This window comes from Persicimonas caeni (genome assembly GCF_006517175.1).
Classification (GTDB): Bacteria; Myxococcota_A; Bradymonadia; order Bradymonadales; family Bradymonadaceae; genus Persicimonas; species Persicimonas caeni.
In genome coordinates, this window is the sequence record NZ_CP041186.1 from 6580896 (window position 1) to 6595388 (window position 14493).

At 63.5% G+C, this 14493-nt stretch carries 16 protein-coding genes; 14 read left to right on the plus strand and 2 right to left on the minus strand.

Annotated features, from left to right (window positions below; genetic code table 11):
* The first annotated feature begins 30 nt into the window (after positions 1–30).
* From nrdR to frr, 14 genes are all read left to right on the plus strand, one after another.
* Positions 31–576 carry a transcriptional regulator NrdR gene (gene nrdR, locus FIV42_RS24385; RefSeq protein ID WP_141200220.1) on the plus strand — a complete coding sequence of 182 codons (546 nt, stop codon included), beginning with the start codon at positions 31–33 and terminating at the stop codon, positions 574–576.
* Between the two features lie 9 nt (positions 577–585).
* The gene (ribD, locus tag FIV42_RS24390; protein ID WP_222615307.1) at positions 586–1770 is read left to right on the plus strand and encodes a bifunctional diaminohydroxyphosphoribosylaminopyrimidine deaminase/5-amino-6-(5-phosphoribosylamino)uracil reductase RibD; all 1185 of its coding nucleotides are present in this window, start codon (positions 586–588) and stop codon (positions 1768–1770) included.
* A gap of 4 nt (positions 1771–1774) precedes the next feature.
* The gene (locus FIV42_RS24395; protein WP_141200221.1) at positions 1775–2407 is read left to right on the plus strand and encodes a riboflavin synthase; all 633 of its coding nucleotides are present in this window, start codon (positions 1775–1777) and stop codon (positions 2405–2407) included.
* Between the two features lie 18 nt (positions 2408–2425).
* The gene (gene ribB, locus FIV42_RS24400) at positions 2426–3583 is read left to right on the plus strand and encodes a 3,4-dihydroxy-2-butanone-4-phosphate synthase (RefSeq protein WP_141200222.1); all 1158 of its coding nucleotides are present in this window, start codon (positions 2426–2428) and stop codon (positions 3581–3583) included.
* 38 nt (positions 3584–3621) lie between these two features.
* Entirely contained in the window at positions 3622–4098 is a 477-nt protein-coding gene (ribH, locus tag FIV42_RS24405; RefSeq protein ID WP_141200223.1) for a 6,7-dimethyl-8-ribityllumazine synthase, read from the plus strand.
* Entirely contained in the window at positions 4095–4529 is a 435-nt protein-coding gene (gene nusB / locus FIV42_RS24410; RefSeq protein ID WP_141200224.1) for a transcription antitermination factor NusB, read from the plus strand. Before ribH ends, nusB begins: the two co-directional genes overlap by 4 nt.
* The gene (locus tag FIV42_RS24415) at positions 4526–5167 is read left to right on the plus strand and encodes a hypothetical protein (protein WP_141200225.1); all 642 of its coding nucleotides are present in this window, start codon (positions 4526–4528) and stop codon (positions 5165–5167) included. The genes nusB and FIV42_RS24415 overlap by 4 nt, the downstream gene beginning before the upstream one ends.
* A 76-nt stretch (positions 5168–5243) precedes the next feature.
* Positions 5244–6293: a DnaJ C-terminal domain-containing protein gene (locus FIV42_RS24420; protein ID WP_141200226.1), complete on the plus strand. Its 1050-nt coding sequence runs from the start codon at positions 5244–5246 to the stop codon at positions 6291–6293.
* Positions 6294–6351: 58 nt separating this feature from the next.
* On the plus strand, positions 6352–7005 hold the full coding sequence (locus FIV42_RS24425; RefSeq protein WP_141200227.1) for an MBL fold metallo-hydrolase: 654 nt from the start codon (positions 6352–6354) through the stop codon (positions 7003–7005).
* Between the two features lie 236 nt (positions 7006–7241).
* A complete protein-coding gene (locus tag FIV42_RS30790) occupies positions 7242–8417 on the plus strand; it encodes a hypothetical protein (RefSeq protein WP_222615308.1) in 1176 nt (391 codons plus the stop codon).
* Positions 8418–9550: 1133 nt separating this feature from the next.
* On the plus strand, positions 9551–10366 hold the full coding sequence (gene rpsB / locus FIV42_RS24435) for a 30S ribosomal protein S2 (RefSeq protein WP_141200228.1): 816 nt from the start codon (positions 9551–9553) through the stop codon (positions 10364–10366).
* 105 nt (positions 10367–10471) lie between these two features.
* Entirely contained in the window at positions 10472–11374 is a 903-nt protein-coding gene (gene tsf / locus FIV42_RS24440; protein ID WP_141200229.1) for a translation elongation factor Ts, read from the plus strand.
* Positions 11375–11467: 93 nt separating this feature from the next.
* A complete protein-coding gene (gene pyrH, locus FIV42_RS24445; RefSeq protein ID WP_141200230.1) occupies positions 11468–12208 on the plus strand; it encodes a UMP kinase in 741 nt (246 codons plus the stop codon).
* Positions 12209–12263: 55 nt separating this feature from the next.
* Positions 12264–12821: a ribosome recycling factor gene (gene frr, locus FIV42_RS24450; protein WP_141200231.1), complete on the plus strand. Its 558-nt coding sequence runs from the start codon at positions 12264–12266 to the stop codon at positions 12819–12821.
* A 3-nt stretch (positions 12822–12824) separates the two neighbouring features.
* Here the strand turns inward: frr and FIV42_RS24455 are convergent, their stop codons facing one another.
* On the minus strand, positions 12825–13790 hold the full coding sequence (locus tag FIV42_RS24455; protein ID WP_168210915.1) for an FHA domain-containing protein: 966 nt from the start codon (positions 13788–13790) through the stop codon (positions 12825–12827).
* 102 nt (positions 13791–13892) lie between these two features.
* Positions 13893–14405: a hypothetical protein gene (locus FIV42_RS24460; protein WP_141200233.1), complete on the minus strand. Its 513-nt coding sequence runs from the start codon at positions 14403–14405 to the stop codon at positions 13893–13895.
* Positions 14406–14493: the final 88 nt, after the last annotated feature.

Consider the following 14493-nt stretch of genomic DNA (forward strand, 5'->3'; position numbering starts at 1 on the left):
CGATTTTTCTTTCCAGTCCCGAGAAGCACCATGCGTTGCCCGTTCTGCGGCCACCTCGAGGATAAGGTTGTCGACTCTCGCGTCTCCAAGGAGGGCGAGAAGATTCGGCGCCGCCGCGAGTGCCAGGCGTGTGAGCGTCGCTACACGACCTACGAACGGGTCGAAGAGGCGTTCCCCCAGATCGTCAAGAGCGACGGGGCTCGCGAAGAGTACGACCGCGCCAAGTTGCGCCACGGTATTCAGATCGCCTGCATCAAGCGCCCCATCTCCATCGAACAGATCGACCAGGTCGTCGACGCGGTCGAAAAGCGCATGCTCGACCAGTCGAGCCGCGAGGTCTCCAGCGACTGGATCGGCTCGACGGTCACCGCCGAGCTTCGAGATCTCGACCCCATCGCCTACATCCGATTTGCCAGCGTCTACCGCGCCTTTAGCGACATCCAGGCGTTTCTCGAGGAGCTTCGCGGCCTCGACGAAAACCCCGGTGGCGAATCGACGCCGACTCACGGTCGACAACCCCGCCCCGACAGTGGTAGCACCGTCGCCAATGAGTCCGCCGAACCCGCGGCCGACTAGAGGATAACGATGAGCTCCGAGTCGCACGCCAACCGCCACGAGCGCCTCATGGCCGAGGCGATTGCCGAGGCGAAGAAGGCCGAGGGTCGTACCCGGCCCAATCCGCTTGTGGGTTGTGTGATCGTGCGAGACGGCGAGGTCGTCGCGCGCGGCTACCACGCCCGCGCCGGCGAAGCCCACGGCGAAGTCGCCGCGCTGCGCGCGCTCGACGGCTCCGCCGAAGGCTGCGAGGCCTACGTCAACCTCGAGCCGTGCTGCCACCACGGGCGCACGCCTCCCTGCACCGAAGCGCTGATCAACGCGGGCATCCGCCGCGTCTATGTCGGCACGCTCGACCCGTTTCCCGAGGTCAGCGGCAAGGGTATCGAGGCGCTTCGCCGCGCCGGGGTCGAGGTCGTCTCCGGCGTGCTCGAAGACGAGAGCCGACGGCTCAATCAGCCCTATTTCAAGCGCATCACCACCGGACTTCCGTGGGTCGCCGTCAAATACGCGATGACCCTCGACGGCAAGATCGCCAGCAGCACGGGCGACTCGGCCTGGATTTCGAGTGAGGCGTCGCGACGACGCGTGCACGAGCTTCGCAACGTCCACGATGCGATCATGGTCGGCACCGGCACGTTGTTGCACGACAACCCGCGGTTGACCTGTCGCATCGACGGCGGGCGCGACCCGGTGCGAGTAGTCCTCGACGCGACGCTGTCGGCCCCGCTCGACGCCAACGTCTTCGACCCGGCGCTCTCGGACGCGCGCACCATCGCCGTCGTCGGCCCACACGCCCCCGACGAGCGCCGACGCGCGCTCGCCGAGCGCGGCGTGACCTTTTTGGAGGTGGCCGTCGACGCCGCCGGCAAGCTCGACCTTCGCCAGGTGCTGCGAGGCCTCGCCGACCGCGAGTTGCCCAGCGTCTTCGTCGAGGGCGGCAGCCAACTGCTCGGCAGCCTGTTCGACCAAAAGCTCGTCGACCGCGTCTACGCGTTTGTCAGCCCCAAAGTCGTCGGTGGTCAAAACGCGCCGTCGGCGGTCGCAGGCGAGGGCGTCGAGGCGATGAAAGATGCGTTGGAACTCGAGCGCCTCTCCATCGAGGTGGTCGACGGGCGCGACGTGTTCATCACCGGCGACGTGCCGGCGAGCTTTCGCGCTGATATCGAGACGACCCCGGCGGCAAGCCGCCCGGTGACCGCCGAGGAGGCATAAGACGATGTTTACTGGACTCGTAGCGGACCTCGGCACCATCAAGGCGATTCGCCAGACCGGCGAGAACTGGACGCTGACCGTGCGCACCGCGTTCGATATGGCCAGCGTCGAGATGGGCGAGAGCATCGCCGTCAACGGCGCGTGCCTTACGGTCACGCAGATGGGCGACGACACGTTTAGTGTGGAGGCGAGCCCGGAGACGCTGCGGCGAACGACGTTGGGCGACCGCAAGGTGGGCGACAAGGTGCACTTGGAGCGCGCGCTGCGCATGGGCGACAGACTCGGCGGGCATATGGTGCTCGGCCACGTCGACGGCGTCGGCAAGCTCGTGGCTAAGCGCCGCGAGAAGAACGCCTGGCTGCTCGATTTCGACGCGCCCGAGCAGGTCGCACGCTACCTCATCGAGAAGGGATCGGTGGCCATCGACGGCGTGAGCCTGACGGTCAACACGGTCGATGCCAATCGCTTCGGTGTGGCGATCATCCCGCACACCTCCGAGCACACGAATCTGACCGATTACGCGGTCGGGCGACGGGTCAACCTGGAGTCCGACGTCATCGGAAAATATGTCGAGAAGTTTGTCAGCCCGAAAGGCGAAGGCATCAGTCGTAAGATGCTCGAGGACTTTGGGTTTTAGTATTCGAGGGCATGAGCCATGAAACAAGAAGCACTCCAGCGAGTCGAACGGGCCGTCGAGGCCTTCCGCGCCGGCGAATTGGTCATCTTGGTCGATGACGAAGACCGGGAAAACGAAGGCGATCTGTGCATGGCCGCCGAGAAGGTGACGCCCGAGGCGATCAACTTCATGGCCACCCACGGGCGCGGCCTTATCTGCCTGACGATGACCGGCAAACGGCTCGACGAGCTCGAGATCCCGATGATGGTCGAAGGGCGCTCGAACGACAGCCAGTTCGGCACCGCGTTCACCGTGAGCATCGAGGCCCGCGAGGGCATCTCGACGGGCATCTCGGCGGCCGACCGCGCGCGCACCGTGCAGGTGGCCGTGGCCGACGACGCCAAGCCGACCGACCTGGTCACCCCCGGCCACGTCTTCCCGCTGCGCGCTCGCGAGGGCGGGGTGCTCGTGCGCACCGGCCAGACCGAAGGCAGCGTCGACCTGGCCCGACTCGCCGGGCTCAAGCCGGCGGGCGTGATCTGCGAGATCATGAACCCGGACGGGACCATGGCGCGCATGCCCGATCTGGAGAAATTCGCCGAAGAGCACAAGGTGCCCATCGTCACGGTCGCCGACATCATCGACTACCGACTGCGCCGCGAGAGCCTGGTCGAGGTGGTCGCCGAGGCCGAGCTTCCCACGGACTACCCGGGCGAGTGGCGGGTCAAGGTGATGCGCAGCCTGCTCGACCGGTCCGAGCACTTCGCGTTCGTGTGCGGTGAGCCGACTCCCGAGGAGCCGACGCTGGTGCGCGTGCAGCACCGCTGCGACACCCTCGACATCTTCCTCGAGGAGCGCAGCGCCTGCCTCGACAAGTTGTCGGGCTCGATGAAGCGCATCGCCGAAGAGGGCAAGGGCGTCATCGTCTACTTGGACAAAGAGGGCCACAGCGCGCTCGACCTGATGCGTCGCCACGGTCTGCTCAGCCACGACCCGCACGCCGAACAGGACGAGGACGACGTCAACCAGCCCGAGCAACTGTTGAAAGAGGTCGGCATCGGCGCCCAGATTCTGGCGGCGGTCGGCGTCGGGCAGATGCGGGTTTTGACGAATCGTCCCAAAAAGATTATCGGGCTCGACGGCTACGGCCTCGAGGTGGTCGACCAGGTGCCGATTCACCCCGACGCGGCCGAATAAGCCCCTTTGGCGTTACAAATTTTTGAATGGAGTACGACATGCCGAATTACGTGGAAGGCAAACTGACCGCCGAGGGCAAGAAATTCGCCATCGTGGCGGCGCGCTGGAATGACATCTTCTCGGAGAAGCTCGTCGGCGGCGCCTGCGATACGCTGGTGCGCCACGGGGTCGACGACAACGATATCACCGTGTTTCGCTGCCCGGGGAGCTTCGAGCTGCCGCAGGTGGCCGCGCGTGTGGCCGAGTCGGGCGACTTCGACGGGATCATCTGTCTGGGCGTGCTGATCCGCGGCGCGACCCCGCACTTCGACTATATCGCCGCCGAGGCGACCAAGGGCATCGGGTCGGTCGGCCAGGACTACGCGCTGCCGGTGGCCTACGGGGTCATCACCTGCGACACCCTGGAACAAGCGATCGAGCGCAGCGGCTCGAAAGCGGGCAACAAAGGCGCCGAAGCGGCGCTGGCTGCCATCGAGATGGCCAATCTCTTCGCCGAAATGGAAGCTTCTGCATGAGCGTTCAACAAAAGAAAGCGCGTGAAGCCGCCCTGTGGGCGCTTTACGGCATGGACGTCACCGGCCAATTGGTGCCGAAGGCGGCCGAAGGATTCTACCCGATCTCCAGTGACCTGGACGACGAGCTCACCGAGGTGTGGCACGACGTCGAGGCGCGCGTGCACGGGGTGGTCGAGGAGTTGCCGCGCATCGACGACGAGGTCCAGCGGGTCAGCCCGCGCTGGCGTCTCGAGCGCATGGCTGTCATCGACCGCAATATCCTGCGCCTGGGCGCCTGGGAGCTGTTCAACCGACAGACGCCCGCCATTGTCGTCATCAACGCGTGTGTCGAGCTTGCCAAGGAGTACGGCGAGCAGAATACTCCCGGCTTTGTCAACGGGCTGCTGGACCAAATATGCAAGGACCACGGCATTCAAATCTCGTCCGAGTGACCCTCAAGCTGGGGCTGCTCCTTGTGATGGTGCTCGCCTTGGGCGCCTGCCGCGAGGATCCCAGCGCCGGCGAGTCGTCGGCGATGAAGTACCAGCGCACGCTCGACGCCAGCGGAAAGCGCGTGCTGGTCACCGACGCCAATGGCGACACCGTCGCCAAGCTTCGAAAGCGAAACACCAAGTTCAAAGTCTACGACGAGTCGCTGGCTCCGGTCGGCTTCGTGGAGTGGCAGAAAGCCGAAGGCGACAGCGGCGCGCGTGTTACCATGCGATCGTTAGACGGAAAGACGCGCAAGAGCGTCGAGCCGGTCTCCGAGGACTCCTTCGAGATCGAAGGACGGGTGCGCATCGAGCGCACCGACCGTGGCTGGGCCGTCTTCGACAAAGACGCCGCCTTAGTCGGCATCTTCGAGCGTGGCTCCGACGAGGAGTGGGTGCTGCGTCCCGACTACGAAGGCGAGCCGTTCGAGGCGACTCGCGACGGCGTGGATTGGAAGGTCAAGCAGGGCGAGGAGACGGTGCTGAAAGCCCGCGCCAACGCGCTGGCGCGCCCCGAAATCCTCGCGCTGAAACTCGACGGCTTGTCGGTGCTCGAACGGATGAGTGTGGGGGCGTGGATGGAGCGGGGGCGGCCGTAGCCTTGGCGCTAGGCGTCGCCGTGCTTAAGTTTTGCGCTGGGAAAAGTTGTAGCTAGGCTCCAGAGAGGCAAACGCTGTGTCTGTAGAATTCGAGGATTACTACAAAGTTCTCGGTGTCGATCGAAATGCGTCCCAACAAGAGATCCAAAAGGCGTTTCGAAAGCTCGCCAAGAAATATCACCCCGATGTGAGCAAAGAGGCGGACGCTGAAGAGCAGTTCAAGAAGGTCAATGAGGCCTACGAGGTCCTCAAGGACCCCGAAACCCGCCAGAAATACGACCAGCTCGGCAAAAACTGGAAGAATTTCCAGGGGGCCGACGGTGGATTCCGCCCGCCTCCCGGCTGGGAGAATATGCGCGCCAACATGGGCGGCGCCTCGTTCGAGGACCTGTTCGGCGGGGCTGCACGTGGCGGCGGCGGTGGGTTTAGCGATTTCTTCAACATCTTCTTTGGCGGCGGCCGTGCCGGCGCGCAGGCCGGCGGCTTCGATTTCCAGAATATGGGTGGGTTTGCCCAAGGCGCCCCTGGCGGTGCCCGAGGCAGCACGCGTGCGCAGCAGCGCAAAGGACGCTCGCGCGAAGCCCAAGTGACCGTGTCGCTCGAAGACGTCGCTGGCGGCGCCGAGCGCAAGATCACCGTGCCGGTGCACGAGCGCACGCCGCAGGGCCACGTGGTCCAGAAGACCAAGCGCCTCAACGTCAAGATTCCGCCGGGCACCACCGACGGCACCGTCATCCGCCTGCAGGGGCAGGGGGAACCGGGAGTCGGCGGCGGGCCGGCCGGCGACTTGCGACTCGAGGTCAAGATTGCGCCTCATCCAGACTTCGAGGTCGACGGCCACGACCTCTACACCGACTTGTACGTCACCCCGTGGGAGGCCGCGTTGGGAGCGAAGGTGCCGGTCAAAACCCTCGACGGGGAAGTCACCTTGACGATCCCCGCCGGATCGCAGAGTGGCTCGAAGCTGAGGCTTCGCGGCAAAGGGCTGCCGAAGAAGGCAGGCAAGAAGAAGGGCAACCTGTACGCGCGTCTGCTCGTTCGGGTGCCCGACGAGCTCAGCGACCGGGAGCGCGAGCTGTTCGAAGCGCTCGCCGAGGCTTCGAACTTCGATCCGCGCCAGGCATAAGCTTCGAACTCAGCATTGAGCGCTGGGATCGCGTCGGCGCTTCCGCTATACTATCCGTATGGAAGCACGATTCCTCGGGCATGCGGCGGTACTGTTAACTTCACAAGACGGTACCGCGCTGCTTGTCGACCCGTATAACCCCGGGGGATTCGGCCAGAAGATGGGCTATGGTCCCATTCCCTATCGGGCCGACGCAGTCGTCTGCTCGCACGAGCATCTCGACCACTGCGGTCTGTCGTACCTTCCAAACCAACCCCACCACATCGAGGGCAATGGCGAGTTCGGGCCGTTTTCGGTGCGTCGCTATCGTGCGTTTCACGACGAGTACGGCGGCCGGCGCCGAGGCGGTGCGGTCGACGTGCTCGCCATCGAAGCCGACGGGATGACGCTCGTCCACTTGAGCGACGTCGGCCACAGCCCCACCGACGCGCTCGTCGACGCGCTGGCTCGCCCCGACGTGCTGTTTGTCCCCGTGGGCGGGTTTTACACCATCGGCGCCGCCCAGGCCCGAGAGTGGCACCGTCGCCTGGCCCCCAGCGTGGTCATTCCGTTGCACTACAAGACCGACCGGTGCGGTTTGCCGCTTCGGGGGCGGGCCGACTTCGAGGCCCAGGTGGGTGGACGCGGCGCCGAGCAAGGCTCGTGCGTTGAACTGAAATCCCGTATGATTACTTTCAAAGATAGCGTCGTCTTACTCAGGCCTGAGTGCTGATGGGCGAGAGAGGCAAGCAGTGAGCGGCAAACCATCGAGGCCAATGAGCGGCAGACGCAAGTTCTCAGCACAAAGCGTGAATCTTCGAGCACGATACGCGCATCTAGCTAATACGGGGGCGATGGGGGCTGGGAACAAAATTTCGCGCCGTCGTGGTTATAATAACGTATTGCGGTAACGCGGCCGGCAGGGCGAGTCGAACAAGGGAGAGCTCGCGAACGAGAGGGTGACGTCACATGGATGTTCAGGAATTCGAACAGGCGATTCTGAAGTTGGCTTTCGAGACCGATGCGCGGATCACGACCGCGTCGGTCGCCTATTATCTGGGGATCCCCAGTAAAAAAGCCAACGAGCTTCTGAACGCGCTGCTCGAGGAGGGGGTCCTCGAGCTAGACAGCGACCAGGACGGCAACCTTTACTACCGCGTGCCCAACCAACCGGACGGCAACGACGGCTTGCTCCCCAGGCTGCGCCTGGAGCAGCAAAGCGAGGTCGACGCCAGCGCGAAGGGGCCGCAGCATGCGGCACGGCCGGAGTCGGCTCAGGCGCAACAGCAGAGCCGCCCCAAGCGGCTGCCGCCGTCGGTGGCGCTCGTGTCCGCCTCCGAGCAGGACGACACCGAGCCCGTCTCTCCGCGACAGTACGGTCGCCGCCAGTTGCCCGATGAAAGTGGTGCGGGCGACTTCGCGCGTCTGGCGGGCCGTCGGGAGGGCTTCGAGCGCCCCGGGGACCACGACGGCCAAGCCGGCGGCAGGGCCGATGTGAACGGCTGGAAACCCTCGGGCGGCGGCTCCAAGCCTATCCGCGTCGAACGCGGCCACCCCGAGCAAGGGGGCGGTCGCCGTGGCGGCCCCGACGGGTGGAACGAGCCACGCAAGCCGCGCGTTCAGACCCGCACACGCAACAGCGGCGAGCTCTTCTCGGGCCTCACCCATCGTCAAGCCCGCCCCGACGCCAGCTTGGACCGCTGCGGGGCGAGTCCGGTGATCGTGTCCGACTCAGTGCGCTGCGATCCCAAGCCGCTTCCGAGCCGCAAGCCCGTGGTGGCGAGCTGCGTGGAGCCCAGCGCACGCAAGCACAACTGGACCTCGGGCGCTTTCGAGTCGTCCAACGGTCAACTCTTCGAGCGCGCTCAATCCCAGTCGACCATGCTCGCGCCGACCGCCGGCGGCGAGCTCGCCATGCGCGATGACGGTCTCGAGCGCCCCGAGCATCAGCCCGGCATGGCGCTTCTGTTGAGCCTGATCCTTTGCGGCACCGGCCAGATCTACAACGGTGAAGTCTCCAAGGGCATCATGATGATGGTCCTGTGCTTCCTGCTGTGGTTCGTCCTGCTCGGCTGGGTCGTCCACATCTGGTCGATCGTCGATTCGGTGGTCGTCGCCGAGCGCCTCAACCGCAAGGCCGGCTAGGCCTTTCCGAATCTCGAATGTGCCCGAAAAGGCCCCTCCGGACGGTGTGGGGCCTTTTCTGTGTTTCGAGGTGCGGCCGTCCCTTGCTCGAGGGAGCGCGAAGCAGTGGCGACAAGTCGCCGCGGTGAATTTCTCAACGCCGGGCCCGTCTTCCAAGAGCGGCGGCGCAGATGGACAAGGCCCCGCAAGTTCTCCGCTCTCGATACGCTGGAAATCCAAATGGTCCCGACCTTGAAACTGCTCGCCGTCGTATGCGCCTTGGTTTGGACAGTTGGATGCGCTCCATCGAAATCACTGAAGGCCCCGTCGAAACAGCCGCCCGCGCAAACCGAAGTCATCCGCTCCGCCGAGTTGGTACTCCCGGATGCCGACAATGTTGCGATTCGCCAGGCCCGCTCCATGCCTCATGGTGGAGGGGGTCCGGAGTTTCGCGTGATTTGCCAACCGGAAGACATCGAGCCCTTCAATCGCTATCTCGACGAGCCTGTGGAGCCGGCGGCTCAGCAAGTGCTCATGGCCTCGATGGGCCCACGGCGAAAGGGGGGGATTTTCCATTCGCATTGCCCGGGTGGTGGAGACCGAGGACGCACGCTGGGTAGAGGTCGTCCAGGTGGGGCCGGATGAGGCCTGTAATGTGACGATGGCGGGCACTGAGCCCTTGGCGCTCGCCGTCGTACCGCGATCGGACAAACCCGTGCACTTCGTCGTGCGCCCTCTCGAGTTGCGTCCATGCGACTGACGGGCTGGAAGGTGGGGGCTTCGGTCGCTGTGCCCCATGGCTCGCCCTCAGGGCAACCGTGCGAGCCCTGAACTGGGACCAGCATTCGATTCCCAGCGCCGCCGGCATCTCGATCGCACATAGAAGAGGGCCGCGCACCGCGCCGTGCGCGGCCCTTTTTCGTTGGTTCTTGGAAGTCGCTGGGGCGGGTACACGTTTGGATGGGGCGCCGGCTTGCGCACACCACATTGGTGTGTTAGACACGGCGCGCCAAAAAATTCGCAGGTGCATCGACGACGACGCACCACAATTACACACGTCTCTGGACCGCAGCCCCGTGTGCTTGGCACCGACCAGGTGGGGAGGGCGGGATGAAGGAGACGGAGGACTAACAAATCAACTCAGGAGAAAAACGATGGCAGAAGTTTCCATGAAAGACCTGCTGGAGGCCGGCGTACACTTCGGTCACCAGACCAATCGCTGGAACCCCAAGATGGGCCAATATATCTTTGGCGCCCGCAACGGGGTTCACATTGTCGACCTCAGCCAGACCGTGCGTCTGTTCGCCAAAGCCCAGGAGTTCGTCGGTCGCATGACCGCCGCCGGCGAGAGCATCATGTTCGTGGGCACCAAAAAGCAGGCGCAGGACGCCATTCGCGCCCAGGCCGAGCGCGCCAACCAGTTCTACGTGGTCAACCGTTGGCTCGGTGGCACGCTGACCAACTGGCGCACCATCCGCAAGTCGATCGAGAAGCTCGAAGAGCTCGACAAGATGTCGCGCGACGGCTCGTACGCCAAGTACACCAAGAAAGAAGTCTTGATGTTCGAGCGTGAGCGCGAGCGTCTGGAGAACAACGTCGGCGGTATCCGCGGCATGGAAGGTGTGCCCGGTGCGCTGTTCGTCATCGACCCGCACAAAGAAGAGATCGCCATCAAAGAGGCCAACAAGCTGGGTATTCCGGTCGTGGCCGTGTGCGATACCAACTGTGACCCCGATGGCATCGACTATGTCATCCCGGGCAACGACGACGCCATTCGCGCCATCCGCCTGTTCGCCAACGCCATTGCCGATGCTTGCCTCGAGGGCGGCAAAGTCGCCAGCTCGCGTCGCGAGGAGAGCGCCCGTGAGGCCGCTCGCGCCGCGTCCGACTTCCACGTCGCCGAAGGCAAGAAGGGCCCCGAGGTCCAGAAGCTTGGTGAAGGCGGCGCTTCGCAGCAGGCCGAAGGCTAAGACGAGCCTTTCCAAGGTTTAGAGAACGAACCGACCGTATAAATTTTGAACCGACGACGCGGCCCCGACATTCAGGGGCCGCGTCGCCAAAAGGAGCATCACACCATGGGAATCAGTGCGAAGGAAGTAAAAGCGCTTCGTGACCGCACGGGCGCCGGCATGATGGACTGCAAGAAGGCCCTCCAGGAAAATGACGGCGATATGGACGCCGCCATCGAATACCTCGAGAAGAAAGGTATCGCGGCTGCCAAGAAGAAGTCGGGCCGCGTCGCCGCCGAGGGCTTGGTGCGCGCCTGGACCAACGACGACGCCACCGAGGCCGTCCTCGTCGAAGTCAACTCCGAGACCGACTTCGTTGCTCGCAACGACAAGTTCCAGGAGTTCGCCGATGAGGTGACCGCTGCCATCGGTCAGTCGGACATCCTGTCGGTCGACGATCTCGAGAAAGTCGAGGTCGACGGCAAGACCGTCACCGAGCACACGACCGAGACGATCGCCACCCTGGGCGAGAACATTTCGGTGCGCCGCTTCGCCCGCTTCCAAGCCGACAACGGTCTGGTGGGCACCTACATCCACGCCGGTGACCAGATTGGCGTGCTCGTCAAGGTCGCCATCGATGGCGACGCCGACCGCGGCGAAGTCGAAGACTTCTCGCGTGACGTGGCCATGCACATCGCGGCGATGAACCCGCCGTACCTGTCGCCCTCGCAGATCCCGGACGCCGAGCGCTCCTCGCAAGAAGAGGTCTTCTCGGCGCAGATGGCCGAAGAGGGCAAGCCCGAGCACATCATCCCGAAGATCGTGACCGGCAAGATCAAGAAGTGGGAGTCCGAAGTCAGCCTTCTCGAGCAGCCGTTCGTCAAGGACACCGACAAGACGGTCTCCGAATACCAGGACACCTTCGGCGGTGTGAGCATCGAGGACTTCGTGCGTTTCGAAGTCGGCGAAGGCATCGAAAAGAAGGACGAAGACTTCCGCAAAGAAGTCGCCGAGCAGCTAAAAGGCTGATCATCGGCCATTGACAAAGCGCCCTTCGGGGCGCTTTTTTTTGGAATCAACGGCGTCCCACTTACGGACCCCTAGCACCACCCGGACCGGTACATGTCGAAGCCCAAGTTTCAACGAGTCCTCATCAAGTTGTCGGGAGAAGCCCTCCAAGACGGACAGGGTTATGGAATCTCTCCGGATACACTCGGGCTCATCGCCGAGGAGATTGTCGAGCTGAGCCAGCTCGGCGTCGAGGTCGGCATCGTCATCGGCGGAGGCAACATCTTTCGCGGCGTCGCCGGCAGCACCGCCGGCATGGACCGCGCCTCGGCCGATTACATGGGAATGCTCGCCACGGTGATCAATGCGTTGGCGCTGCAAGACGCGGTCGAAAAACTCGGCGTTCCTACCCGAGTTCAGACGGCGCTCGAAATTAAAGAAGTTGCTGAACCGTATATTCGTAGGCGTGCGATGCGCCACCTGGAGAAGGGGCGCGTGGTCATCTTCGCAGCGGGTACGGGCAACCCGTACTTCACCACCGACACTGCGGCGGCGCTGCGAGCGATGGAGATTCGCGCCTCGGTGATTCTCAAGGCGACCAAGGTCGACGGCGTTTATGACGCCGACCCGGTCGACAATCCGGACGCCAAGATGTACGACCGGCTGACGTATCTGGATGTGTTGTCCAGAAACCTTCGAGTGATGGACTCGACGGCAATCAGCCTTTGCATGGACAACAGTCTTCCGATTATCGTCTTCAACCTGCGCAAGCGCGGCAACATGAAGGCGGTGATCTTCGGTGAGCAAATTGGAACGCTCATCGTGGACAACGACAGCGTATTGACTCGCGACTAGCGGACTTTGCCATTTAGGGACAAGTATCGCTGCCGAATCTGCTCGAGGAGGAGCCATGGAACAGTTGGTATTGGATGAACTCAAAGAAGATTATCAGACCACCGTCAAGGATCTGAAGCGCTCGCTGGCCAAGATCCGCACCGGTCGGGCCAACCTGGGGATGCTCGACGGCATCAAGGTCGAGTACTACGGCCAGATGAGCCCGCTCAATCAGGTGGCCACGATGAAGGTCGCCGACCCGCGCCTGATCACCATTCAGCCATGGGAGAGCGACTTGATCCCCGAGATCGAGCGGTCGATTTCGTCGTCGGATCTCGGGTTGAACCCGTCGAATGACGGCAACATCATTCGCGTGCCGATTCCGGCCCTGACCGGTGAGCGTCGCCAAGAGCTGACCAAGGTGGTCAAGCGTGAGGGTGAGGATCACAAGATCGCGCTGCGCAATCGTCGGCGCGAGGCGAACGACCAGATCAAGGAACTCGAGAAGGAGTCCGAGATCACCGAAGACCAGATGCATCGTGCTTTCTCGAAGATCGACGCGATGACTGACCAGTTTACCTCGAAAATCGACCAGATTGTCGAGGACAAAACGAACGAGATTCTGGAGGTCTGAGCCTCAGACGACTCCGAAGATCGACAAGAGCAGATAGACGACGCCCGCAAGCGAAATCACGCTGAGGGTGATCACCCCGACTTCCACAGGGCCGAGGCCCCGCGCAGTGGAGTCGGGGTTTTGTCGTTCTTCGTCCTCATCGAGTTCGGAGGTGGGCGACGCCTCGTTGTCTTCGGTCAACGTGTCGTAGCCTGGACGTGCCTTGTGCTTGGACGGAGCCTCCTCGTCGTGGGCGGGCCCGCCAGCGCCGTCGAGCTCCTCGAGGTAGGCTTCGAGAGGGTCGACAAAGCGTAACTCCACATCGCCGGCGACGATGGTCTCTCCGGACGCGAGGCGACGTGGACCGTCGAGGGGCACGCCGGCGACGCTGGGCGATACGTTGGCGCTGGTCTCGGTGGGCTCGACGCCGAACCCGTCGCCGTCGCGAAAGAGCTTCAGGGCGCAGCCCAGCCCTTCGACATGCAAGTCTGCATCGGCGGCATCGGCGAGCCGCCCGTGATCGAGGGTATCGGGCACGACGAGCTTTTCGCCGGCGCATGGTCCTCGCATCACCTCGAAGTAAGCCGACTCGTCGGTGCCCGTGTCTTGGGTGGCGAAGAGGGCGTCGCCGAGCAACTGGCGCGCCATTGTGCCTGTATGCTGCAGCGAGAAAGCGTCGCCGAGCGCGGGCACGAACTCGACATCGATGCGCAGGTCGAGGATTTCGAGTCTGCCGCCGCCGCTTAGCGCCTGGTCGGTGTCTGCAGGCAGCGGTTTGCCGTCGAGCAGGGTGCCGTTGGTGCTCTTCTCATCACGCACGACCAGGCCGGCGTCGGTGCGAAGGAGGGTCAGGTGATGGCCGGAGACGACGCGAAGGGGGATTCGAACGTCGCAACGAGAGCTGCGTCCGATGGTCACGCGGTCTTCGTCGAACTCGACGACCTGGGGTTTAGAGGTTCTGGGCGGGCGAATCGTCAGTCTTACGGGCATGAGCGCTCCCCGGAGTTGATACGGATAACGTCGAGTCGAGCCAAAGACGGCGTACGACATACAACTCACCAAGGGGGCTGACCGATCTGCAGGCTGTCGGGACTAGATAATCCCGAGAAACGCCAGAACGACGATCAGGGTAAAGACTCCGATGGCCCCCCATAGGCCGATCGACATGAGTTCGTCCTTTTGGTTTTCTGCGCGACGCTCTTCCTCCTTGCGCAAATCACGCGGCTCGTCCGCGTCACCGCGTGCAAAGCGCTGTGCCGATCTGATCTCGCGGCTCCAGAAGGCCTGCTCGGCCTCGTTGAGCAGTTGACCGCTGGTGTCGACGGTATAACTCACGCGCATGAGTTCGTCGTGGCGCTCGATGACCACCGAGGTGTGCAACTCGGTCATATTCGAGGTCCACCAACCAGCGCCGGCGCGCCCACGTTCGACAGTCGCGCCGGTCAGCGGCGCGGTATCGTCTTCGGAGGATTGTGCGTCACTCGGTTCCTTTTGACGCTCGACGATTCGATAGCCATTGGCCAAGTAAAACTCGATCAGCCGAAACACAGGATCATCGGTGGGAAAGGGGCCCTCGATTTCCCCGGTCTCTCGGTGGGTCGACATTGCGAATGCCATGCGCAGAAGGAACCAAGTATGCTACCATTCTACGCTGTTCGACGACGCTGACAACACCACGCGCGAGAAAACTCGC

Bases quoted from the DNA above. Each gene is read 5' to 3' on its own strand.
- ribB (WP_141200222.1), top strand. From the start codon at position 2,426: ATGAAACAAGAAGCACTCCAGCGAGTCGAACGGGCCGTCGAGGCCTTC.
- tsf (WP_141200229.1), top strand. From the start codon at position 10,472: ATGGGAATCAGTGCGAAGGAAGTAAAAGCGCTTCGTGACCGCACGGGC.
- ribD (WP_222615307.1), top strand. From the start codon at position 586: ATGAGCTCCGAGTCGCACGCCAACCGCCACGAGCGCCTCATGGCCGAG.
- FIV42_RS24455 (WP_168210915.1), bottom strand. From the start codon at position 13,790: ATGCCCGTAAGACTGACGATTCGCCCGCCCAGAACCTCTAAACCCCAG.
- rpsB (WP_141200228.1), top strand. From the start codon at position 9,551: ATGGCAGAAGTTTCCATGAAAGACCTGCTGGAGGCCGGCGTACACTTC.
- nusB (WP_141200224.1), top strand. From the start codon at position 4,095: ATGAGCGTTCAACAAAAGAAAGCGCGTGAAGCCGCCCTGTGGGCGCTT.
- FIV42_RS24395 (WP_141200221.1), top strand. From the start codon at position 1,775: ATGTTTACTGGACTCGTAGCGGACCTCGGCACCATCAAGGCGATTCGC.
- FIV42_RS24460 (WP_141200233.1), bottom strand. From the start codon at position 14,405: ATGTCGACCCACCGAGAGACCGGGGAAATCGAGGGCCCCTTTCCCACC.
- FIV42_RS24425 (WP_141200227.1), top strand. From the start codon at position 6,352: ATGGAAGCACGATTCCTCGGGCATGCGGCGGTACTGTTAACTTCACAA.
- pyrH (WP_141200230.1), top strand. From the start codon at position 11,468: ATGTCGAAGCCCAAGTTTCAACGAGTCCTCATCAAGTTGTCGGGAGAA.
- nrdR (WP_141200220.1), top strand. From the start codon at position 31: ATGCGTTGCCCGTTCTGCGGCCACCTCGAGGATAAGGTTGTCGACTCT.
- frr (WP_141200231.1), top strand. From the start codon at position 12,264: ATGGAACAGTTGGTATTGGATGAACTCAAAGAAGATTATCAGACCACC.
- ribH (WP_141200223.1), top strand. From the start codon at position 3,622: ATGCCGAATTACGTGGAAGGCAAACTGACCGCCGAGGGCAAGAAATTC.
- FIV42_RS30790 (WP_222615308.1), top strand. From the start codon at position 7,242: ATGGATGTTCAGGAATTCGAACAGGCGATTCTGAAGTTGGCTTTCGAG.